Below are 22,743 nucleotides of genomic sequence, written 5' to 3'. Positions count from 1 at the left end.
TTATTTAGTCTATTTCAGTTATTTTAACTACCATACTTTGATATGCCTTCCTCATGTTTACCCTTAATCCAATATCCATTAAAAATTTGCCTGTAAACAATTGTCTTTCATATCTTAAATTTTGTTTCGAAGCTTTATTTATCTCTGTAATCCTGTATTTTTTATCTGGATCCAGTCCTCTTAAGCGGGTTGGTGGGTTTACATATTTCAGGTTCTCTTCAAGGTTGAAAGCAAAAAATACGGCCCTTTCTTTTCCGGGGGAAACATACATTAATGAAGCGATACCGTTATTCTCATAAGGAGATATTAACCGGTACAAATCCCCAAATTGAACAATATCCCTGATCGATTTATATGATCTTATCGCATTTTCTGAAAATTGCCATTCTTCAAGGGAAAGATCCTTTGGTTGCATTTCCAGGCCCAGCCTTCCTGTCATTGCTACATCAAACCTGAATTTCAACGGCAATTCCCTTCCTGTTTGATGGTTTGGCGATGCACTGACATGGGAAGCCATATTGATTGCCGGAAAAATATGCGATGTCCCCCATTGCATATAAATACGGCTCAATGCATCGGAATTGTCACTGGTCCAAAACTCATGGAAATATTTCAGGTAACCGTATGTCACCCTGCCCCCTCCACTGGCACAAGCCTGCAATACTACGTCCGGATGTTCTGCGATTATCCGATCCAGTGTTTTTTGAAATCCCTTGTAGTATTCAATATAAAAACGGGATTGGTTGTTGGGCTGGATCGCCAATGAACCAATATTGGTCATATAATGGTTGGCATCCCATTTAATATAGGCTATGCCGGGATGCTTTACCAATAGGTCGTGAATAGTATGATATACAAAATCCTGTACTTCCGGCTTACATAGGTCTAGTAACATCTGTGAACCTCCTCTGCCCATAACAGTTTCGCGGTTTGGTTGATGTACGATCCAATCAGGATGTTTTTCTGTCAGTTCGCTTTTCAGGTTGGTCATTTCTGGTTCCAGCCATATCCCAAATTTTATATCTTCATTTTTTGCCTTTTTAATAAGAGGATCCAATCCATTTGGGAGTTTCCCTGAATTTACCATCCAATCTCCCAGGCTTGTAGTTTCATCATTTCGGGGGTATTTGTTTCCAAACCAACCGTCGTCCATTACAAATAATTCGCCGCCTAATGCTGCAATATCACTGATCATATCCAGCATTTTATCTTCTGTAATATCAAAATAAACCCCTCCCCAGCTATTTAAAAGGATCATTCGCTCCTTATGCCCATCTCTGATACCATAGTTTCGCGCCCATCGGTGAAGATTCCTACTGGCTTGACCTTTACCTTCTCTGCTATAGGTTAAAATCACTGCAGGTGTCTCGAATTCTTCCCCGCTTTTTAAAACAATACGTGAAACATCATCATTTATACCGGCAATAATATTCACCTTGTTTTTTGTATCTGAATCAAAGCTTATTTTGTATGTCCCCGTCCAAGAAAGGGTCCCGGCAATTACGTCCCCCTTGTCTTCAGAAGGTTTTCCATCAAGGCTTAGCATAAACGAAGGGTTATCGCACCGGGTACCCCTAATACCATTATTGTTTTTAATTACTTTCATACCCCTTTCCAGTTTCTCTTCGAATAAATTAAATTCGTTGGCCCAATGCCCGTGGAAATGGCTCAGCCAGGGAGTATAGGAAGATACAGGCATATAAAACGATGCAAATTTATTTAGTGTCACCGGGCTTTTTTCCGTGTGGGATATCACAGTCCAGGACTCTATTACATCCTCGTTAAAATAAGACCTGTAATACAGGGTAACTTTAAATGGGTATTTGTTATCGTACAATTTAACTTTTGTAAGGCTAACATTCTCACCTTGTCTAATTGTCTCCACAGCATCGAGATATAAATTTGTTGAGACATTTCCATCTGAATGAATTGCATACAGGGCTTTTTCTGCAATGCAGTTGATCCCGAATGTAGGGTATGCTTCCTCTCCTGACCCCGATCCACTGGTTAAAATTTGAGATAAATCATCAGGTTTTATTCCGTAATATTGAAATAGGAATTTACCTTCATGTTTTCCGGTAAAAACCAATGATGTATTTTTTGTCTCAATTGTGTAAGTATCGTTATCTGCTACGGGAAAAGAAGGACATTCATTGCTCAATAACGGACAAAAAATAAAAAATATCCCAAATACAGTAAATATAAACAATACACTTATTGATAAAGATAGATGGAGATTATGCTTTTTTAACTTCGACATAGTTTAAATAATTAGGTTTAATTCTTGTTGTTCTTCATCTCTAATTCCAATATCTATTTAATTTCAAAAGTCATGCTTTTATTACTTTCTGTACTCATCAATATATTTTTCAACTTCACAGAACCTAAACCTGACAAGGTAAGGCCGGACAATTCAACTTCTCCGTACAATATATTCAGAGTCAATCTATTCCCTTCAACTTTGCTTGTCCCCCATGCATAACCATTGCTCCAAAAATAGGTTCCTGATTTTGATGTAAAAGTTATAGTCTTATCAACACCTGAATAATGAAACCCTGAAAGAGCAAGCGGGGCAGACCAACTGGCCATGGCACGGCCATAATGATGCCCGCATTCAGCTTCGTTGAATGGGCTCCGTTTTTTTCCATCGTACCTTTCACGTATATTCCGGATGCATTTTAATCCGTTTCCTGTTTGCCCTTCATATAACATCCCTACAGCAGCAGTATATTCAAATCCGGTCATTACTTCAGTAAAATAAGGGAACGGATTTTCCGGCCTTGTTTTCGGGTACGAAGCCATAAGTAAAGCCGATTCATTGCCTAAGGCAAAACTCCTAAAACAGTTAAAATGGTTTGAAAGATCGGGCTGGTAATTGTATTTCATTATACTTTGCAGTGTTTTAGCGACATGGTTTTTGTTAACTAAGTAGCCCAAACCGCAGACATGAGCCATGTACTGGCCAACGAGTTGGTCAACCAGGCATCCTTCGCCAAGCTGGAAATCCGGGTTGCCATAATCTTTTGATCCCATTCCTATTAGTTGTTCTGCAGGAATATCTTCTTTCTTAGGTATTTCAATTTTATGGATATAATATTCACCGTTGAAAAGGTTTTCATCGGTCCATTTACTGCCATTTTTAAACAATTTTTTGCATTTTCCGGCAGTCTCTTTGTCTTTCATATACGTTGCCATTTCTTCCATAGCACGTAATGCACCAAGGTACCAGATGGTCATTTGCGGGTTGGGACCATAATATTCCACATCCATTGTATTGTGCTGGACACCTTCCATTACTCCATCCTGATTAGCATCCCAACTCCCTTTTTTCCACGCATAGCTTAATGCTGCTTTTGCCTTTGGATAGAGTACCTTTAAAAACTCATTGTCTCCCGACAGTTGCCACTCCCTGTAGAGTTTCATAATACAACCCATTTGCCCGTCGGCTGCCACTTTTGAAAATTCAGGGATTTTTTCGTAAGGCAATTTCACCCTGAAACTCATAATTCCGTTATCGGTAGTTGCTTTGCCAAATTCGACTTCCCGCATGGTTTTGGCTAAGCCTCCAAAAAGGAAAGCAGTAGCTGTTTCATAGTTCCATACATGGGTGCAACTGCCGGCACAACAGCCTTTATTGTCGCCACAACCTTCCCATGCGAAAAAATTGCCATCCGAAAGCCTGAAGCAGGTTTGGGTACGCAATGTGCTTACGTTGAACAACGCCGCTTCTTTTACTTCTTCAGGAAGGCTGCTTTTACAAAACGCATTAACAAATTCAATGGTTTTATTCTCCAGCGTTTCCAAGCCAGGCAATGTTTGGGCTGCAACATCCCATGCCCCGCTGTATTTTGTAGTGTAATAGTTCTTCAGGGTTACAGAAGACCAGGCTTTCCTGTTTGGGAAATACCAGGTTAACAGAAACCTTACAGTTTTGGTAGCTCCGGCTGGTATCACATTTCCCACTGCAAGGGATGACATGGGTTTATCATTATTTTCATCTATTCTGTTATCAAGTTTCCCATCGGCAGATAAGTCGTCCCAAAAGTCAAGTAATGATGTCCCCCAACGTTTTGGGAGCCATGAGGTTCGATAAGATATTTTACCCGGACTTACACACACAAGGGACATCTCGCCCCATTGCTCTGATTCCCGTCCAACACCTTCGGTAGTGAATAAAATGCCATTTAGCCCATCTTTGGAAAGATATGAGTTTCTATTTTTTAATGCTTCCCCTTCACTTCCATCTTCACCAATAAAATTCTGCATATTCCCACAAACACTGAATTGGACTTCTTTCCCGGAAGTATTTGTCAGTTCAATATCAATAACAGCCATAGGGATACTGCTATCATCAATATTACCCGGGATAAGCGGGTTGAACGATTTTACTTTTACTTCAAGGGGGACATGTGGTGAATAAAGGCTGGCCTGCCCAAATGGATAGGCTGATTCGAATGTAGCTTCTTCAAAACGCGGCAACCCATGATTAAGGGCCACAGCACCGTGGCTCCCCTCGTATTGATAAAAAGGGATTGGCCCTTCTAACAAACGCAAATCCTTTTTACCGTCGGCATTGGTAAATAATGTAAAAAAAAGATTTCCCCCGGGATTATATCCTTTAGCCGGGCGGTTCATAACCTCCATATCCTGAAAATTGCCCCTGCCCCCAAAAGATATGGTTCCGGTACCAATACCTCCGATGGGTAATGCTATTTTACAAATGTGTTCCTGATCGTATTTTTTTAATACTGGCCAATCTGATGAAAAGCTATTCCCTATAGAGGGAAAAAATATCAATAAAAATATATAAACGTTTTTTTTCATAAACCTTATTTTAAGTCATAATTACTAAAACAAATTACTCTACATTATAGACAAATTCACACATGGTATAAGCTTTCTATATTCCTTGCTTGTATCCGCATTCCAATAAACTTTAAAAATCAGGGAATTTTTTGATTCCCTGATTAAGCTTATAAAGTCAAATTACGGCTGTAGTTTATTTTTTATTATCCAATAAATGTTACAACTATCACAACCTTGAATTGACTTAATTATTGAAATAATATGTGGATATTATATTTATTTTACCGGATATCAATGCATAAAATATACAAAGGGAAATATTATATTATTCCCATCCTGCATTTTGTTCCAACTGGGAATTTAACAATATTTGCCGTGTTGGCAAAGGCATTAAATAATGTTTTTCCTCGAATGTTCTTTCACTTGCATCTTCTATAATAATGTATCCATCGTTATCCAAAGAATAAAACACATCTTCCCATTCCGGGTCTGTTTCAAATTGTGTCCCCTTCCATAAAACTCCTAACAAAGATTGTGGCATTTCTATTTCAGCAGTTTTCCACCTTCTTAAATCATCGTAGCGCTGACCTTCCATAAAAAGTTCTATTGTACGTTCTTTGCGAATTTCTGTCTGCAAGTCAAGGTTATTTGCTGAAGCAAAATTATTACTAAGATTAGCAACACCAGCCCTTTCCCTAAGCATGTTAATTGTTAAATCCAGTTGGGCATCAGTAATAAAACCATTTCTTTCATATAAAGCTTCAGCATTAATCAATAATACTTCTGCATATCGAATAACCGGATAATCCATAGATGGACTAAGAATTTCAGGATTAAATTTATTTTCCATATAACCTGATAAAGTATATGTACCAAATGTAAGAGATGCAGTCCATCCCCCAATGGCCGGATCAGTCCAATCTCTACAATTCTCGGCAGGCTGGGATTCCCAAAGTTGATCACCATGCTTGACAAAAATATTTTCCATACGCAAATCTCTATTTTCAAATTCACTGGTAACCGTTAATTTTCCCTGATATAAGGTAGACTTATCAATCGGTAATCCATCTGTACATAAAAACATATCGGCAAACTTTTTAGTAGGATTTGGTAGGCTATTAGTAGAAACAGTCGATTGTTTCCTAATAGATTCATCATACCTATTTCTTAAAATGTATTCAGATTGATCAACTTTGGTTAGTCCGGCTGTATTTGATTGCACTTTATCCAATATAAAAAAGTATTTATAACTTTCATCTCCTAAAACATCCCGTCTGTCGAAAAGCTCATATTCTCCACTTTCTATTATTTGATTAGATGCATCAATTGCTTCATCAAGCAATTCTTCATATCCATCGTTTTCCCTAAATTTTCTCCATGTTCCCTCAAAAAGTGAAATCCGGGCTTTCAATGCAAGAGCCGCTCCTTTACTTACACGTCCCTTGTCACCCTCTGCTATAGCTGACTCAACTGGCAAGACATCAATTGCCTCCTCCAAATCATTCAATATAAAATTGACCACTTCTTCACGACTGTTACGCGCTCCAAACAATTCATCATCATCTAAATCCAAGACTTTATCAATAATTGGAACTCCTCCAAAATCACGGAATAAATTAAAATAGGAAAACGCCCTGAAAAATTTTGCTTCCCCAATATATATTTGAGCTTCTTCTTTTAGGTCAGCATTAACCTCATCGCCTTTTTGGATGAGATAAGTTGTATTACGAATATATGTATATGCATCATCCCATGTATCACTCTCTTCTGTTGCATAGTAACTTCCATTACTAATTGTATTCGTAGTTCTTGCTGCGACAATATCTGAATATATATCACGATCGTTGTTTCTGCCAACCACAGGCAAATAATAATAGAATTGGTTGGCAAATAGTTCAAATTGATCTACCGTTGTAAAAAATGTTGATTCTGAATAACTAGTTTGTGAAGATAAGTCCAAACCTTTTTCACAAGAATAAAAAAGTAAAAATGAGACGAAAAAAAATATTTTATAAAATAGATTTATTTCACAACGAGATCTCATCTTTAAGTTCTTCAAAAATTTCATATTAATACTACTAAGTGAGTATGATTTTATTTTGTCTAATATTCGTATCATAATTGTTGAAGTTTAAAATGTTAAATCAATCCCAAATGAATACTGACGGGGAAAAGGAGTAACGCTTAATGTAAATGGTGTTTCAGGATCCTGGTTTCCAGGCAGATTGCTGGATTCCCAAATATCAGTTCCACTAATATAAACACGAATTTTATCCACGTTTATTTTGTCAGTAATTCTTTTGGATAGTGTATATCCTAGCTGAATATTCTTAAGTCTGATATATCTATTATTATATAGCTTATATTGAGCGTCAGAATATTGATAATTATAATTTTTCACAGCATTGTTTTGAGACAATCTTGGATAAAAAGCATCTGTCCTTTCCTCTGACCAAGTTTGATGGTAAAAATATTCTTCAATGGGTTGATAATATTGATTACAAGGACGCACTGTTGAAACAACATCCCAATTTAATACTCCCTGAAAGAAAGCACTACAATCAAAATTGTGCCAATTAGCTCCCAAATTTATTCCATAAAAATAATGTTGATTTGCATCTCCAACGCGAACCAGATCTCCAGAAGTGGAAGATGGGCTTCCATTTTCATCAAGATCATAGGCTAAAGCTTCAAGTTTACCATCTCCATCTAAGTCTTTGAAACGGGCATCTCCAACCTTTAAATTATTGGGAATTCCACTTGTAAAATTTGCCATATATTCGACCAGTTCTGATTCAGTTTGTATCAATCCGTCATAACTATATCCATAATATGAATTAAGAGGATTTCCTTCAACAAAAGTATTTAGTCCAAGAGAAGGAATAGCGGAATCAGAAAGTTTAACAATCTTCGTATTGTTGTCACTCAAATTGATTTTAATAAAATAGTTCAATTGGTTTATTTTATCTCTCCAACCAAATTCCAATTCCCATCCTTTTGTTCGGACATGCGCACCGTTAACGGTGGGAGGAGTTGTCCCTAATACAGAAGGATATTCTTCAGTATAGAACATATTTTTATTGTCCTTTATAAAGAAATCAAAGGAACTTGTTATTCTTGAGTTAAGAGCTGTTAAATCTAATCCAAAATTGATTGATTCAATTGTTTCCCAAGTTCTGGTTGTACTTGCCATATCCCCTAAGTAAGCAGATTGAACCTGAGTAGGAGATGTATAGCTTCCCATAGGATAGCTCCCGCTCAAGGAGATTAGAGATTGATAATCGTATAAGCCGATACTAGATTGATTCCCCAATTGTCCCCAAGAACCTCGAATCTTCATAAAATCAATAATCTTTTTTGTATTTTCCATGAAACTTTCGTCTGTGACAACCCAACCACCAGAAAATCCCCAAAATGGTTTCCATTTATAACCGTCAGCAAATTTTGAAGATCCATCATACCTGAAGATTGCTTCGAACAGATATCGGTTTTTGTATGCATATTCAAATCTTGAAAATCCAGATTTTAATGCATAATCAGTTTTTCTTTCTGAATTGTACTGATAATCAGAATCTCCCATACTCATTGTGGGTAATTCAGCAGAAATTAATCCATATTTACGATAAGCTGAAAAACTTCTATAATCATTTTCTTCGTGTGAATAGCCAACCATAATATTAATCTTGTGATTTTCAAATTTTTCATAGCTATATTTTAAATAGGCAGTAGCTGTTGTATAGCGATCTCTGTAATATTCGACTCCTGCTTGATTCACATTAGTGGACATTATATTATAATTGTCATAATAGTCATACATTGCAAAACCAATGTTTGCCCAATCTGTTTCTTTAATATTATAATTTGATGCAACTCCAGCATAAAACAATAAATTTTCAATTGGTGTTATTTCCACCCCTATATTTCCATTTATAATGTAGAAGAGATCGGTCGTATTTCCTGAATCTTTAGCATAACCAATAGGATTATGTAAGCCCCCCATATTGTAATAATGACCTCCCGAGGTATATGGTAAATTTGTAGGAAAATTAAAAAACAATGCACCTTGTACTCCTTTATTTAAACTATAAAAAGAGGTAGTACTACTTGCTGTACTTGAAGTAGTTGAAGAATAATTAAAAGGTTCAACTACTTTTTGATTTCCAACTTTAAAATTTGATATAACTTTTAAAAAGTTAGTAACAGAATAATCATTTTTCAGGGTGATCAAAAATCTTTTATTATAATTCTTACCATAAGCCAACATTCCTTTTTGTTTAAAATAATTAACAGATTCATAATAATCCAATTTGTCAGTCTTTCCCGAGATTGAAATATTGGAATTATACATAGGAGATGGATCAAACATGATATCATACCAATCGTAATGACCAAGTGCATATGCAATACCAAAAGGTGCGGTTACTATGTGTTCTCCATTATTTTTCTTTACTTCTTCAAACGTGATATTATTTGCTGCAATGTAGTTTGCTACTGGAGTATATGTATTAGTCGCCTGTCCATCATTCACATATCCTTCGTTGTGCATTTCAACCAGTTGCAATATATTACAGGGTTCTCTTATAAGGGCAGGAGATTGAATCGTATAAGATGATGAAAATTTAATTGTAGGTTTATCCGATTTTCCCTTTTTAGTTGTAATAAGAATAACACCGCCTGCAGCCCGTGCCCCGTAAATTGCAGCCTGCCCGTCTTTTAATACACTTATATTTTCAATATCATCCGGATTTATATTATCCAATGCACGCGCATCTGTACTTGACTGGGCAACGCCGTCTACAACAACTAATACTCCTGGTGCGCTACGGGATGTTACACCACGAATAGTTATTTCATTTGTTGAATTTCTGATATTTCCTGTATTTGCTCTTGTTATTTGTATCCCACTACTAATGCCTTGAAGTAAGTCTGTGGTTTGAGTTGCAGGTCTGTTTTCTAACATTTCATTATCAACAATAGAAATTGCACCAGTTAATGTTTCTTTTGCTTTTGTCCCATACCCAATCGCAACCACTTCGTCAATACCAATTGTCTCTTCATCCATAGTAACATTAATGTTGGTTTTGCCAGCGACAGGTATTTCCTGTGTTTTCATCCCCACAAATGAAAATTGCAGTATTGTATTTTCTAGCACATTGGCCAGCAAGTATTCACCATCTGCGTTAGTTACTGTCCCCTGAGTTGTACCTTTTACTACTACGGTTACGCCGGGAAGAGATGCGCCGGAAGAGTCGGTTACTTTCCCCGAAATGGCTTTTGGCTGTTCAGTGTCAGATTTTTTAGTTGTTGAGAGCAATACCTGGCGATCATTAATACTGTAGGTTATCCCCGTATTTTCGAAAAGTTGATCAAGGATATTGCTTATAGGTTGATTTTCACAATCGACACTTTTCCGTTGATTGACATTGATTCTTGAAGCATCGAACATAAAATAGAATTCAGATTGGTCTTCTATGTTCTCCAAGATGTTAATGATTGTTTCATTTTCTAAATTAATACTTAAGCGTTTACTTTGCCCATAGCCGTCGACAGCAAAAGTTTGGGTTACTGTTATTAAAATTAATAATACAACAATCCTCATTCTTTTTAAAAATTTGGATTTCCGGATTTTACATACTCCGGAAATCAATCCATAATGATTTTTTTTCATAAATTTGTTTTGATTTGGATTATTTAATAATTCAAGTTGATTTTGCCTCTGGAGTTGGTCACTGCGAGGCAATAATAAAACATGAGGGAGATGTTAAAAGCATCTCCTTTTTAGTACATCGTTTTAATTCATCATAAGCCTGTTTTTTTAAGTTATACAGTTCATTGTTTTTTTGAAATAATTATTTCGGGTTTAGCTTCTTTTTCGTAATTATGTATTAGTTTACAATGAACACCGCAAACAATTTCTATATACCTGAAAATTTCCTCGTAGCTTTCGTTTTGAATTGTTCCTGAGAAAATAGAGTTATACACTTCCTCATCGGCTACTTCAATATCGATATTATACCATCGTTTTAATTTTTCAACTACATTTTTCATCGATTCGTTGCGGAAGATGAGTTTTCCATTTTTCCAGGATGAATAAATGGCTGTATCGGTAGAATTTAGCGTTAATGCATTATCGGCTACGTTATACGTTGCTTTTTCTCCGGGCTGCATGGTATAACTAAAGGTTTCAATCTCGTTGTGTGCCAGCTCTACTTTACCCGATTCAAGCACAACAGCAATCTCATCGTTTTCAGGATATGCATCTACATCGAATTTTGTACCCAGTACTTTAACTATCAAACCATTCGCCTGTACTGAAAAAGGGTCACCTTCTTTGTGGTAAACCTGAAAAAAAGCCTGTCCGTTGAGTGAAACTTTTCGGTTTTGTTCAGAAAAGCTGCCGGGATAAGAAAGTGTCGTGCCTGAATTTAACCAAACTATTGAACTATCGGGTAAAACAACCTTTGACCGTTGACCATCTTCAGTAATAAAAGAAGTATAAGATACCTTTTTGGTGTTATCGGCGGAGTTAAGTTGTTGTTTGTTTGTATAATAAATTGTGGTGAGGCTGATTAGAAATACAATTATTGCCGCATACTTTAAGACAATTTTTAGGGTTGTATTCAATTTTCTTTGTTTCCCTGAAATTCTATACCGGGCTTTCAGGTATGCATTTTCAATTTCGTAATCGTTCAATTTTCTTGTTGAAGAGAGGAATGCCCAGGAAATCTTCAATTTTTTGAATATTTCCTTTTTTTCTTTTTGAGTATTAATTTCTGTAATAACTTTTCCCTTCTCCTCAAGAGGTAAATTTCCTGTTACCAGTTTTATTATGTCTTCAAAATTCTTCATCTATATTATAAATAAACCATGAAACAGCATTTACCCCCAGTAATGCTTTACTTTTCTTTATACTTTTTTTGCGTCTGTTTATAAGGTACTGAAAACTAAAGAACAAACAGATAGGCCACTAAGGGTAAATAATCTTTCAAGGCAACTTTAAATGTTCTAATTCCTTTCGAGATATGTTTTTCTACTGTTTTTACCGAGATATTGAGTTCTTCTGCTATTTCACGGTTTTTCATTTCCTGAAACCTGCTGAGTTCGAAGACTTTTCTACATTGGGGAGGCAAACTTGCTAAAGTTTCCTGTATGATTTGTTCAATATCCATGAATGCGCATACCGATGTATCTACAGCTGACAGTGTTTCTGCATTTAAATCCAACTCACCAACATCTATGGTATTCGTGAACAACTTTTGACTGTACCTTTTATCGCGTAACTTTTTTAAGGCATTATTTTTCGCTACCGTAAAAAGGTATGACGTAAGATTTGAATCGTCTTTTAGTTCGTTGCGTTTGTTCCACAACGTGACTAAAGTATCCTGTACAATATTTTCTGCAATGTCTTTAACAGAGACAAACTCTAATACGAAATAATACAACTTTGGATAAAAATCGTTAAAAAGAACTTTGAAAGCAGCTTCATCGTCGTTTCTTAACCTTTCAAAAAGTTGTTGTTCGTTTTGGTTCATTTGGTTTTTGTCTATTTAATCACAAAACTAAAAAATAAAATCAACAAATAATTTTTGGTCTGATTTATGTTAACCAACGCCCTGATACTTACCTAATTTCAAATAAGTTACATCCCAATATTTCCAGCACAAAGCAATAGTAAGAGCTATTTGGTGGTTACCAATTACCGTAATAATAAGTCGCAGCCGTCTATTCCAACACAAAAAAATTATTATAGCTTTGGATATAAATATCCGGGAGTTATTGGAACCTATAAAATAAGAGAAACTGATAAATTTGGTTTTCCCGACATTTCTGCTGCAGAAAAAGAAAGTTATTATCTTAACATGCAAAAGACCAGTTTTAGCATCAAAACAAAGCTTGTGAGCAAAACAGGGCATATGCTTTCGATTTTTGTTTACCGAGGAATGAAACAAGATACATACAGGAATAAGTTACCATCCCCATGGAAGTTAACCCGTAACATAAAAAACACCTTTTCTAAATTTCAAAAAATCCGGAAAAACAGACCATATTAAAATAATCCAATCAGGGCTCTGTCTATGATTCTTTTTATAAACGAACTCCAAAATAAAAAATATGTAGTTGACTTATCGGATAGAAAATTATTTACGCTTTTTGATTTTAAGTTTGTCCTTTTTTTCAACCACTATTTTTTGAATCTTTGAATCCAGTACTTCCAAACCTGGAAAATCAGGCAAAATATCTGAATCTAAAAATCCATAACCTTTTTCTGCTCTTTTTTTTAAATCTTTACCTGCCATGATGTTATGATTAAAATTTTAACTTAAGAACTATAATATTACGCCAAAGCGTGAAAATAATTTCGGTTCAAATAGCTGTTGGTTTTTTCCTGTGCAACAGATTTTATTTTTTTGTCAACATTAAAAACAATATCATCAGAAAAATTTAAAAGTTCCTGAATTTGTTTTCTCAACTTTAAATATTCTTCCCTCCCTTTCTTTTCAGATATTTCGTCAAATTGAATTTTACTCCAAAGATTTTCATAGTTTAAAAGCAGTCCTTGCAATAGCCTTTGTTTATCATTTATCTCTTTGCAAATCTTGGAAAACGGGAAATAAGGTTTTATCAAATTAATTATCTGGGCAGCAACAATAATTCCGGCCCAAATTATTGGGAGTTTGTTCCAAAGTGCCCAGGTAGCAACGCTTCCCGAAGTTGCAAAAGCAAGAAAGATATTTAAATTTCTGTCGTATTTGTAATACTTTGTAGCCAGCAAACTCAAAATAAAGTATTTATACTTATAATTGATGAGGTTCTTAAATATTTGAATTTGTTGTTCCATAGCAGCATATTTATACAAAAATTATCAACTCGTTATCAAAGCATTGAGTGACCAACAAATCAAACAACTTAAAAGTTATGATAAAGAAGGTATATTTAAACTATTCGCTCTTCCCTGCTTCACAGAACTTGAGATATGTTTAATAACACCCATCGCTATATTTTCAGCCAGTCATCAGCTTCGTTTCTTTGTTGATACGAAATCTTTTCATCTCCGTTGACATCAAACTCACTATATGCTTTCTTTATTAATTCCTCGGCTATTCCAGCCTCTCTTGCTTTTTTCAGGGTTTCACCAAGTCTGATTTTATTCCGTATTTGTCTGGCACTAAAAACAATCGCCTGAGTTTCAATGGTAGGATCTATATTCTGAGCTTCCGATACCCTGATTTTATAAGCCTGTGGACTTAATTCATTAACATCTGTTTCCTCTAACCGCTTACAAATATCATTAAAACTCTTTTCAAGATTACGAACTGTTTCTTGCGTAATATTCTGGGGCCCTGGCAGTAACTCTAATAAATTTCTGTCTGCAAATCCTATTCCCGAAATTGAATATTCAACATTTGCCAGATTCAATTCACTTATTGCCCCAATCGCACCAAAACTTACATCTGTCCCAAACTCAATATTTGATACTTTTATCATTAACCTAATACCAACTCCGTATCTTGTTTGAATAACATGGCTATTTGCCGGAAGATCTTCTCTCGAATCGACATCCATATATCGCGCAAAATCACGAGTTAATACGATAGAATTAAAGGTCGTGTCAACCTCCGCTACAGCAGCAATTTTTAAGTCGCTGGAAAAATCAGCGCTGGTTTTACTCTCTTCCAGTAAAGTGACCTTGGCAGCATTTGCCCAATTCGATGGTTTTTTATGTGGCTTATAATTAATTTCCGGGTCGCCAATATCGCCTGTAAAGCTCGAATCGATATTCACCCAGGTATCATTTAAGTCAATCGCACTGATTTTGTTGAATTTTGCATTAAGCCATTTATTGGCATTTTGCTTTTGTGTCTCTGTTGGTGTAGCATAAGCATCTTTTAAGTCAAAATATCGGTACACAAATTGAACAACATTCTCATTCAGCGAATTATCCTTTTCCCTTAATTCCTGTATTGCCTGGTATAGACTTAGTCCGTTCACTACCTTTCGCACTCCAAAGTATATGGATCGCTTGTCTGACTTCTCAAGTTTTAATTTTAAATCTTCTTCCTTAATCAGTTCAATTGGGTAGAGAGTTTTTAATTCCATTGATTTAAACGCTGATTTTACTACGCCGACAAAATCTGATAGTTTTTGAAAAGCTTCAACTGAAAAATCTCCTGAAGTATTTGGAATTTTGATTTCCGGAGGAAGTTTACTTGGGCCGATTATTTTTAGTGTATAACCTACTTTGGCAAAATCCAATTTGGCCGAAGCTGCTAAAATTCCGTAATTCCCGTTAACTTTTGTTTCAATGTCTTTTACTTTCAGCACAAGTCCAATTCCAATACCATAACATTTAGTGGCTATAATGTCACCTTTGTGGTCCAGCACAGGAGACCTTTTATTTGAAAGCATTAATGCCAAATACCTGGTTTGAAAACTTTTAAACTTTGAATTCGCATTTACGAAACCACCAATATTCAGTTGATTACTGCTCTCAATATTAGAAATGATTTGTTCAACTTTAAAAGTGACTAGTTTAGAGTTATTGTCAACTATTCCATTTTGAATCTCTTTTTCTATGATTTTTGCTTCATCAAGATTGGTGCTTTCAATAGCAGAGATGTCCCCAACTAAAGAACTACTTGTAATATTTTTCATGATAACTTTGGTTTTTTTATATATAAAAGTTATGAAATAAAATCATGAAAAACAAGCACAAAAAACTATATCTCAGCATGTTAATCCATAAATAAAAAGGAAGTATCTCTCCGCGATGCCGGCGATGTATCTTAAAAACCAATCGTATAGAAATCTGTATTTCTCCAGCGGATCGACACTATTCCGTAAGAATTTATTATCAAGCCCTGTTCTCTGGCGCAATGAACTATTTTTTCCTTTTTGGAGCCAGGAAATTATTCGTTAAAGTGAACGACTACTTTGTCCAGGATTGGCTTTGACACATTTTCAGTTGTATCTGTCATTTTAACCTCAAACTGAAAACCATACCCTTCCGGGAGCCCTGAAAGATCCAATGTCGCAGGAATTCTTTCAATCTGCTTGGCAAACCCTTCAATATTATCATAGCGCTCTTTTACAGTTTGCCAATCGCTCCAGTAGTCAATGACACTATTATTGGTAGTATCCACACCCATGCGTACCTGTACCGTTTCCACCCACGGTCCGGGGCTAACAAAGTCGTTGTTCATCTGTGTTACCAAATAAAACTGCCCTTCGGCAAACATAATATCCGGATCGGGATGCCCCTGGCCAATATTGCCGCAAAATGTAAACTTCTTATTGATATTGGCGGAAGTAAACCAGGCTACACTCATGCTTTCTCTGCCATGGCCGCCGGCCGGATCAAAATCGCAGAACAAATAATACTGACCGTCAATTGAAATGGCAGCCCAGTCTCCAAAAGCATTTTGTTCAGGTTCATGGATTTCGTATTTCCCAAAAGCGCGTGTTTCTCCGGCTTTTACCCGGTGTTGAGGTACATCTTCCCTGACTGTTTTTCCGGGATAGTTTTCAGGATCTTCCGCATGCCAGTGTGGATGAACATATTCAGCAAATTTTCCAGTTGGGTTGGTGCGCTCATCCACCGGTGTGTCAAGTATTTTAAAACCATCAATACCATTAGTGCTAACAGCATGAACTGCCAAAGGAGAATCCCAGGCATGGGTTGACGCATTTACAGGTGACCAGTCTTCAGCAATAAGATGAAAATTTCCTTCCAAATCACGGATTACGGCGCAGTCGGATCCATGTGATGGGTCTTTAAAAGCTATTCCCATATTTTTTCCCGGAACGCCATCATTCAGGTTTTCATCGATATAAACATGCGGATCCTGATCATTGGGAAAATCGTAGTATAAGTAAAGCTTTCCATTTGCATATTCGGCGGTAGTTACCCATTTTGCAAAGCTTTCGGATACTGGGCCATGATGCACCCAGTTCACCATATCCTTGCTTTGCCAGGCATGGTATCCGCCTAATCCTGACTTTTGGCCTCCGGGAGCATCAAACTGTTTTTCGAAAGGTGTGGTTTTCAGCGGGATACCAAAGCCCTCAAGCTTAGTATCTTCGCCCTGAAAAGTTCCATTTTTTTGACTGCCTTTGTAATTTATTTGGGCTTGTTCCGGTTTGTTGAACGATACGATAATCAAAAAGATTCAGTGGTGCCCCGCCCCTCTAATACACGATAATTATTTGTAAAAATTAAAAAAGCGCTTAAAATCGAATTTAAGCGCTTTTATTTTTTGGTGACTCAGCTGAGTCTCGAATTTATTTTGTATTTTACTTATTATCAGACAAATAAAACCTCAAAACTTCTTCTGTAACTAATCTGTAACTTTTATATTGTCACTTGATTGTCTCCATGTGTCATTACTCTTTTACATGAGTATCGAATTCATCATATCACAGAACTGCCAAATAGCTTTCCCAAATTTAGGAATATGTCAAAACTAAATCAAAATTTTAAGAGTTTTTATTAAAATGGATTTGGAAAATGAGAATATATGTCTCTCAAAAGGTAGAAATAATCAATTTTGAAGCCTAGTGTTTACCTATTTCTTTTTATTACAAATAGGTTTATAACAGATTGTAAATCAAACTTATGTTTATATTTTGATGTATATTAATGTAATCAAAATTGTACATCCAGACAATCTTTATGTCCTAGTTTTTGTTTTGAACTTTTACTAGAAACCAATTATTTTAGTCCGCGTTCTGAAATTTGATTTTTATCTTTGTTTTCTATTTTAGTGTCTTATCTCATTGGGAACAATTCATTTAAATAAAGAAGAAGACCTGTTATTACGCCTTAAGAAAGGCGATAAAGTGGCATTTGAACTTATTTTTTACAAGTACAAGGGAAAACTGTTTGACTTTATTAATAAAAGCTTACCAACCAGCGAAGAAGCAGAAAATATTATACAGGATGTTTTTGCAAACCTATGGTTATACAGAAAAAAACTCGATACAGGTAAGTCTTTAAATGCACTGCTTTATACAATGGCCCGTAACGAATTATTCATGCATCTTCGTAAGCAAATAGTGAGGAGGAAATATATAGAAGAATTAGGCTTCTTCATAAATGAAAATGATAATTCAACACAAAATCAAATTGAGTATAATGAATTAAAGTTATTATTAGCTCAATTAATCGAATCAATGCCGGATAAGCGAAAGGAAGTATTCAAACTAAGTCGTTACGAAGGATTAAGTTATAAAGAAATTGCAAAAAAATTATCTATAAGTGAACATACTGTTGATACACAAATACGCAAAGCACTTTCTTACTTAAAAGAAAATCTCCGGAAAACAATATTTGTTTTCTTATCCTTGTTTTTCTGAAAGTTTTTTTGAAACTGTGCTGGCTATATATAAGTTATACTCCCCCATCGGTAAAAAACTCAATATAGTTGAAGGAAAATTTAAATTAATTTTTTAAAAAAAATATTCCATCGAATCACGGAAACAATCTCTTAAAGCATATTATAATAGTGAAGACATATATCATATGAATGTACCTCAGAATATAATTGAAATAATTAACCGTCTCTACAGTAATAGTTACTTAGGGGGCGATGAGATTCGCAATTTGGAGAAATGGTTAGAGAAAACTAGGGACGACCAAATTACGGAGCAATGGCTGTTTTCGAATTGGCAACAGGCTGAAAATGTAAATTTTGATATTTCTGTAGAAGGCATCTTCGAACGGATAAAACAATATGAGAAACAATCAAAATCATACCGGATTAAGGTTTTATTGAACCGGACGCAAAAAGTTGCTGCTATGCTTGCTATTCCATTATTAGTTTTGAGCATATGGCTTTTATTAAATCCAAAATACAAATCCTCAGAAATGGTTTTAGCTACAGCGAAAGGTGAACAATCTCATGTTTATTTACCCGATGGTTCTGAAGTCTGGCTAAATGTAGACTCAAAACTGGAATATGCAACTGATTTTAATGCATCAAACCGTAACCTGAGATTAAACGGAGAGGCATTCTTTAAAGTAGCAAAAAGGCAAAAATATCCATTTATAGTCGAAACTTCTGATTTTAGTGTAAAAGCAATAGGTACGGAATTTAATATTGAAACATATAAAGAAGAGCCGTATGCTTCAACATTCCTTAACGAAGGAGTGGTGGAGTTAATTTACTTCTCTAATGAAGGAAAAGAGAAGAAAATGAGGATGAAGCCGGGTGAAAAAGCATTGTTTAATAAAAAGGGGAATACTGCAGTAATTACGAATACATTATCACAATATGAAATATATTGGCTTGAGGGAGAGCTCATATTTGAAAATGAACCGATAGATGAGGTATTCAAAAAAGTAGAACGTTGGTATGATGTTAAAATTGAATATAACCTCGACGATTTTGAAGGCGAAAGTTTAAATGTAAAACTTAAAAAAGATGAATCTATACAAAGATTATTTGAAATAATGGATGAAGCAATGGACATTAATGTAAAACAAAACGATGATGAATATGTAATCAGCAGGAAATAAAAAAAGGTAAGCAGCAAAAGTTGGCACGATTCTGCTTACCCTTTAAATAATGATTTCTTTAATATTAAAAATCGATCAAATTTATGAAAAAAAACTTTGAAAAACCAACCAGGAGGAAATGCGCCTGGTTGCAAAAACTGTTAAAAATTATGAAACTGACTTTCTTTTTAATTTTAGTTTCTACTATGCTTGTTTCTGCAGGAGTTTATTCTCAGAATACGAAGCTGAGCCTTCACTACAAAGACATATCAGTTGGCGATCTCCTTGAATTAATCGAAGAACAAACAGAATTTAGATTTGCTTTTTCTAAATCATCTCTAAATCGGGATGAAAAGATATCGATAAATGTAAAAGAAGAAAAGCTTGATAAGGTTCTTTCTGTAATTCTGAATCCAAACCAACTTTCTTACAAAATTATTGACAGATATGTTGTTATATCTGATAAAAATGCATCTGCCGAAAACAAAATCCAACAATCCCAGATTACTATTTCCGGTAAGGTTACCGACTCCTCTGGAATCCCGTTACCCGGGGTAACAGTAGTAATAAAAGGAACAACTAATGGCACGGTTACTAATGCAGATGGGGGATATTACATTTCAAATGTCCCTGAAAATGCAACATTACAGTTTTCTTTTGTGGGGATGAAGGCACAGGAAATTCTTGTTGACGGGAAGGCAACTATTAATGTTGTTCTCTCAGAAGAGAACATTGGTATTGATGAGGTTGTGGCCATTGGATACGGAACAATGAGAAAAAAGGACATTACAGGAGCCGTAAGTGCACTTAAAGGAGATGAGTTAGAGGCACGTCCTGTAGCTAATTCAGCCTTAGCTTTACAAGGAGTTGCTCCGGGTTTAAATATTCAAAATCATGGAGGTATTACAGGTGATGAGGATGTTATAATTAGAATTAGAGGTACAGGTACACTTAATGACTCTAACCCCTTGGTATTAGTTGATGGCATCCCTCAGTCTTTATCTGACATCCCCGCTAACGAAATTGAGTCAATTTCTGTTTTGAAAGATGCTTCATCCGCTTCTATTTATGGAGCAAGAGCAGGAAATGGTGTTATATTGGTTACTACCAAAAGGGGAATCGAAAAAGGAGCGAGAGTGATATACGATAACTACGTAGGATTCCAATCAAGATGTATCTGGCCTGAAGCTGTATCTCCGGGAGACTATTTGAGGCTACAGAATGAAGCATTTGAAAATATAGGGCAAAGTGCTCCTTATAGTGAAGAATGGATAACAAATGTTGAGAATGGTAGTAATCCATATATATATCCATACTCTGATTGGGCAGATATAGTATTTGACGATCAGGCGTTTCAACAGAATCACTCGCTAAATATATCTGCAGGAAGTGATTTTGGAAAGATCTCATTATCAGCCAATTATTTAGACCAAGATGCTATCATAAAAAATCATAATTATAAACGCTATAGTTTTCGTCTAAACTCGAATATTAACCTTAATAAAAAGATGGAACTAATCGCGGATTTGATGTATCGTAGCAGACATCGAAAAGGAGTAGGAAGAACTCCTGAACAAATGGTTCAGGGCGTTATACATACCAATCAGGCAATAGTTGCTGTTTATCCGAATGATTCCTATGATTTTGTAGGAGTTTGGAATCCATACGCTTTAATTCACAAATCAGGTACCCATACAAAAGATTACTTCGATTTTGTTGGGACAATAGGATTAAATTATCAATTATTAAACAATCTAAAAATCAAAGGTTCTGTAAGTATTGTCAATACTTTCTTGGAAGAGCGTTTATTTAGGAATAAATTGGAAATAGAGGATTATTTTACTGGAGAAGCAATATCTGTAGGCAGTTGGTGGGTTGAAAATTACTTAGAAGAAAACAGAGAGAGGAATTTTGAACCTAATTACAACTTAACAATAGATTATGACAACAAGCTTTTTAATAATGAATATAAATTATTGCTTGGTTTCCAGGAAATTGGAAGTAAAGAGAGGTCCCTTAATGCAAGTAGGGATGGATTTTATAGTAATGAAATCCGAGAACTAGATGGCGGAGAGAGTACAAATATTGGAAATGGAGGCACCTCAAGTGAATGGAGGCTTAGATCATTCTTTGGAAGATTTAATTATTCGATTAAAAATAAATATCTAATTGAGGCAAATGTTCGATACGATGGTTCTTCCCGATTCTCAAAAGGGAATAAATATGGATTGTTCCCATCCTTCTCTGCGGGATGGCGTATTTCTGAGGAAAACTTTTTCAAGGCAAAAAATGTAATCTCAGATTTAAAACTAAGAGCGTCTTGGGGACAACTGGGTAATCAGGGCATTCCATTATATCGGAATGTTGGTTACTATAGCCTGGATCAGGGATACAGCTTTAATGACGATCTGGTTGTCGGTGCAGCTCAGACAATAGCTCCCAACTCTGATATTACATGGGAAACAACAACGATGACTGATATTGGAATTGATGTAGAATTGTGGAATGGTAAGGTTTCTTTTACCGGAGATTATTTTTGGAGGAAAACTTATGATATTCTCTTAGAATTGCCTATTGCTCCTTCCATTGGAATAGATGCACCTGTGCAAAATGCAGGAATTGTCACAAATCATGGATGGGAACTGCAAGCTAATTATTTTGGAAGTTCATCTTCGAGGGAATTGAAATATTCAATCTCATTAAGTTTATCTGATTTTATTAATAAAATTGAAGATTTGAAAGGTACAGGTCCTTACCACGATAGTCCATATATTTGGCAGGAGGGGTATTCTATAAACACTTTGTATGGATATAAATCTCTTGGATTGTACTTATCAGAAGATGATTTGTCCAAATATCCCACTAAGATCAATGAAGGTGTGACTTTAGGTGATATGATATATGAAGACACCAATGGAGATGAAAAAATAAATTCAGAGGATCGTGTAGTAATTGGTAATTCGGATCCTAGATATTCGATTGGTATAAATTCTAATATATCGTATAAGGGATTCGACTTCGCAATGTTTTGGCAAGGAGTCTTAAAATATCAAGGTCTAAATAATAGTGGGCTAATCCAGGGACCAAACTGGCAATGCTATACGGTGAAGGAAATGTTAGATCGTTACCATCCAACGCAGAATCCTGATGGTAGTATGCCGAAAATTCGTTATGGAATTAACTGGAATACACAAATTTCTGATTTCTGGATTGAAGATACCAGTTATTTGCGTTTAAAAAATTTCCAGATCGGATATTCGTTAAATACAAATTTTCTTCAAAAAATTAATATATCTAAGTTGAGGTTTTATATAGCTGGTGAGAACCAAATAACATTTACAAGGGCTAAATGGGTAGATCCGGAATTTCCCTCTAATGTAAGACTCCGTTATGTTCCACAAGCGAAAAGTATAGTTCTTGGTTTAAACGTAACCTTTTAAAAA

Annotated in this window: 13 protein-coding genes; 3 read left to right on the top strand and 10 right to left on the bottom strand. The window is 35.6% G+C overall.

What is annotated here, in order from left to right:
• Positions 1–4: 4 nt before the first annotated feature.
• The 10 genes from GM418_RS21620 to GM418_RS21575 all read right to left on the bottom strand — a co-directional run bounded on the left by GM418_RS21620 (position 5) and on the right by GM418_RS21575 (position 16,967).
• Positions 5–2,260, bottom strand: a complete 2,256-nt coding sequence (locus tag GM418_RS21620; RefSeq protein WP_158869304.1) for an alpha-galactosidase — start codon at positions 2,258–2,260, stop codon at positions 5–7.
• Between the two features lie 53 nt (positions 2,261–2,313).
• Complete coding sequence (locus GM418_RS21615; RefSeq protein WP_158869303.1) at positions 2,314–4,824, bottom strand: GH116 family glycosyl-hydrolase; 2,511 nt, start codon at positions 4,822–4,824, stop codon at positions 2,314–2,316.
• A 307-nt stretch (positions 4,825–5,131) separates the two neighbouring features.
• Entirely contained in the window at positions 5,132–6,925 is a 1,794-nt protein-coding gene (locus tag GM418_RS21610; RefSeq protein WP_158869302.1) for a RagB/SusD family nutrient uptake outer membrane protein, read from the bottom strand.
• A gap of 12 nt (positions 6,926–6,937) precedes the next feature.
• The gene (locus tag GM418_RS21605) at positions 6,938–10,474 is read right to left on the bottom strand and encodes a TonB-dependent receptor (RefSeq protein ID WP_158869301.1); all 3,537 of its coding nucleotides are present in this window, start codon (positions 10,472–10,474) and stop codon (positions 6,938–6,940) included.
• 161 nt (positions 10,475–10,635) lie between these two features.
• The gene (locus GM418_RS21600) at positions 10,636–11,655 is read right to left on the bottom strand and encodes a FecR family protein (protein ID WP_158869300.1); all 1,020 of its coding nucleotides are present in this window, start codon (positions 11,653–11,655) and stop codon (positions 10,636–10,638) included.
• A 95-nt stretch (positions 11,656–11,750) separates the two neighbouring features.
• Entirely contained in the window at positions 11,751–12,338 is a 588-nt protein-coding gene (locus GM418_RS21595) for an RNA polymerase sigma-70 factor (RefSeq protein WP_158869299.1), read from the bottom strand.
• Positions 12,339–12,944: 606 nt separating this feature from the next.
• Complete coding sequence (locus GM418_RS21590; protein ID WP_158869298.1) at positions 12,945–13,103, bottom strand: hypothetical protein; 159 nt, start codon at positions 13,101–13,103, stop codon at positions 12,945–12,947.
• A 38-nt stretch (positions 13,104–13,141) separates the two neighbouring features.
• Positions 13,142–13,645 (bottom strand): hypothetical protein, encoded by a 504-nt coding sequence (locus GM418_RS21585; protein WP_158869297.1) that lies wholly within the window; start codon positions 13,643–13,645, stop codon positions 13,142–13,144.
• Between the two features lie 155 nt (positions 13,646–13,800).
• Positions 13,801–15,459 (bottom strand): hypothetical protein, encoded by a 1,659-nt coding sequence (locus GM418_RS21580; protein ID WP_158869296.1) that lies wholly within the window; start codon positions 15,457–15,459, stop codon positions 13,801–13,803.
• Positions 15,460–15,713: 254 nt separating this feature from the next.
• Positions 15,714–16,967 (bottom strand): hypothetical protein, encoded by a 1,254-nt coding sequence (locus GM418_RS21575; RefSeq protein ID WP_217447555.1) that lies wholly within the window; start codon positions 16,965–16,967, stop codon positions 15,714–15,716.
• A gap of 613 nt (positions 16,968–17,580) precedes the next feature.
• On the opposite strand from GM418_RS21575, the gene GM418_RS21570 reads away from it, so the two are divergent.
• From GM418_RS21570 to GM418_RS21560, 3 genes are all read left to right on the top strand, one after another.
• Positions 17,581–18,159 carry an RNA polymerase sigma factor gene (locus GM418_RS21570; RefSeq protein ID WP_158869295.1) on the top strand — a complete coding sequence of 193 codons (579 nt, stop codon included), beginning with the start codon at positions 17,581–17,583 and terminating at the stop codon, positions 18,157–18,159.
• Positions 18,160–18,325: 166 nt separating this feature from the next.
• A complete protein-coding gene (locus tag GM418_RS21565) occupies positions 18,326–19,321 on the top strand; it encodes a FecR family protein (RefSeq protein ID WP_158869294.1) in 996 nt (331 codons plus the stop codon).
• An 83-nt stretch (positions 19,322–19,404) separates the two neighbouring features.
• Complete coding sequence (locus tag GM418_RS21560; RefSeq protein ID WP_158869293.1) at positions 19,405–22,740, top strand: TonB-dependent receptor; 3,336 nt, start codon at positions 19,405–19,407, stop codon at positions 22,738–22,740.
• Positions 22,741–22,743 lie beyond the last annotated feature (3 nt).

The sequence above is a fragment of the Maribellus comscasis genome (genome assembly GCF_009762775.1).
Lineage (GTDB): Bacteria > Bacteroidota > Bacteroidia > Bacteroidales > Prolixibacteraceae > Draconibacterium > Draconibacterium comscasis.
Note: the sequence above shows the minus strand (reverse complement) of the source record. Positions and strands in the feature narration are given on the sequence as shown.

Excerpts from the sequence above, each read along its gene's own strand:
- GM418_RS21620 (WP_158869304.1), bottom strand. The coding sequence starts at position 2,260 with ATGTCGAAGTTAAAAAAGCATAATCTCCATCTATCTTTATCAATAAGT.
- GM418_RS21615 (WP_158869303.1), bottom strand. The coding sequence starts at position 4,824 with ATGAAAAAAAACGTTTATATATTTTTATTGATATTTTTTCCCTCTATA.
- GM418_RS21610 (WP_158869302.1), bottom strand. The coding sequence starts at position 6,925 with ATGATACGAATATTAGACAAAATAAAATCATACTCACTTAGTAGTATT.
- GM418_RS21605 (WP_158869301.1), bottom strand. The coding sequence starts at position 10,474 with ATGAAAAAAAATCATTATGGATTGATTTCCGGAGTATGTAAAATCCGG.
- GM418_RS21600 (WP_158869300.1), bottom strand. The coding sequence starts at position 11,655 with ATGAAGAATTTTGAAGACATAATAAAACTGGTAACAGGAAATTTACCT.
- GM418_RS21595 (WP_158869299.1), bottom strand. The coding sequence starts at position 12,338 with ATGAACCAAAACGAACAACAACTTTTTGAAAGGTTAAGAAACGACGAT.
- GM418_RS21590 (WP_158869298.1), bottom strand. The coding sequence starts at position 13,103 with ATGGCAGGTAAAGATTTAAAAAAAAGAGCAGAAAAAGGTTATGGATTT.
- GM418_RS21585 (WP_158869297.1), bottom strand. The coding sequence starts at position 13,645 with ATGGAACAACAAATTCAAATATTTAAGAACCTCATCAATTATAAGTAT.
- GM418_RS21580 (WP_158869296.1), bottom strand. The coding sequence starts at position 15,459 with ATGAAAAATATTACAAGTAGTTCTTTAGTTGGGGACATCTCTGCTATT.
- GM418_RS21565 (WP_158869294.1), top strand. The coding sequence starts at position 18,326 with ATGAATGTACCTCAGAATATAATTGAAATAATTAACCGTCTCTACAGT.
- GM418_RS21560 (WP_158869293.1), top strand. The coding sequence starts at position 19,405 with ATGAAAAAAAACTTTGAAAAACCAACCAGGAGGAAATGCGCCTGGTTG.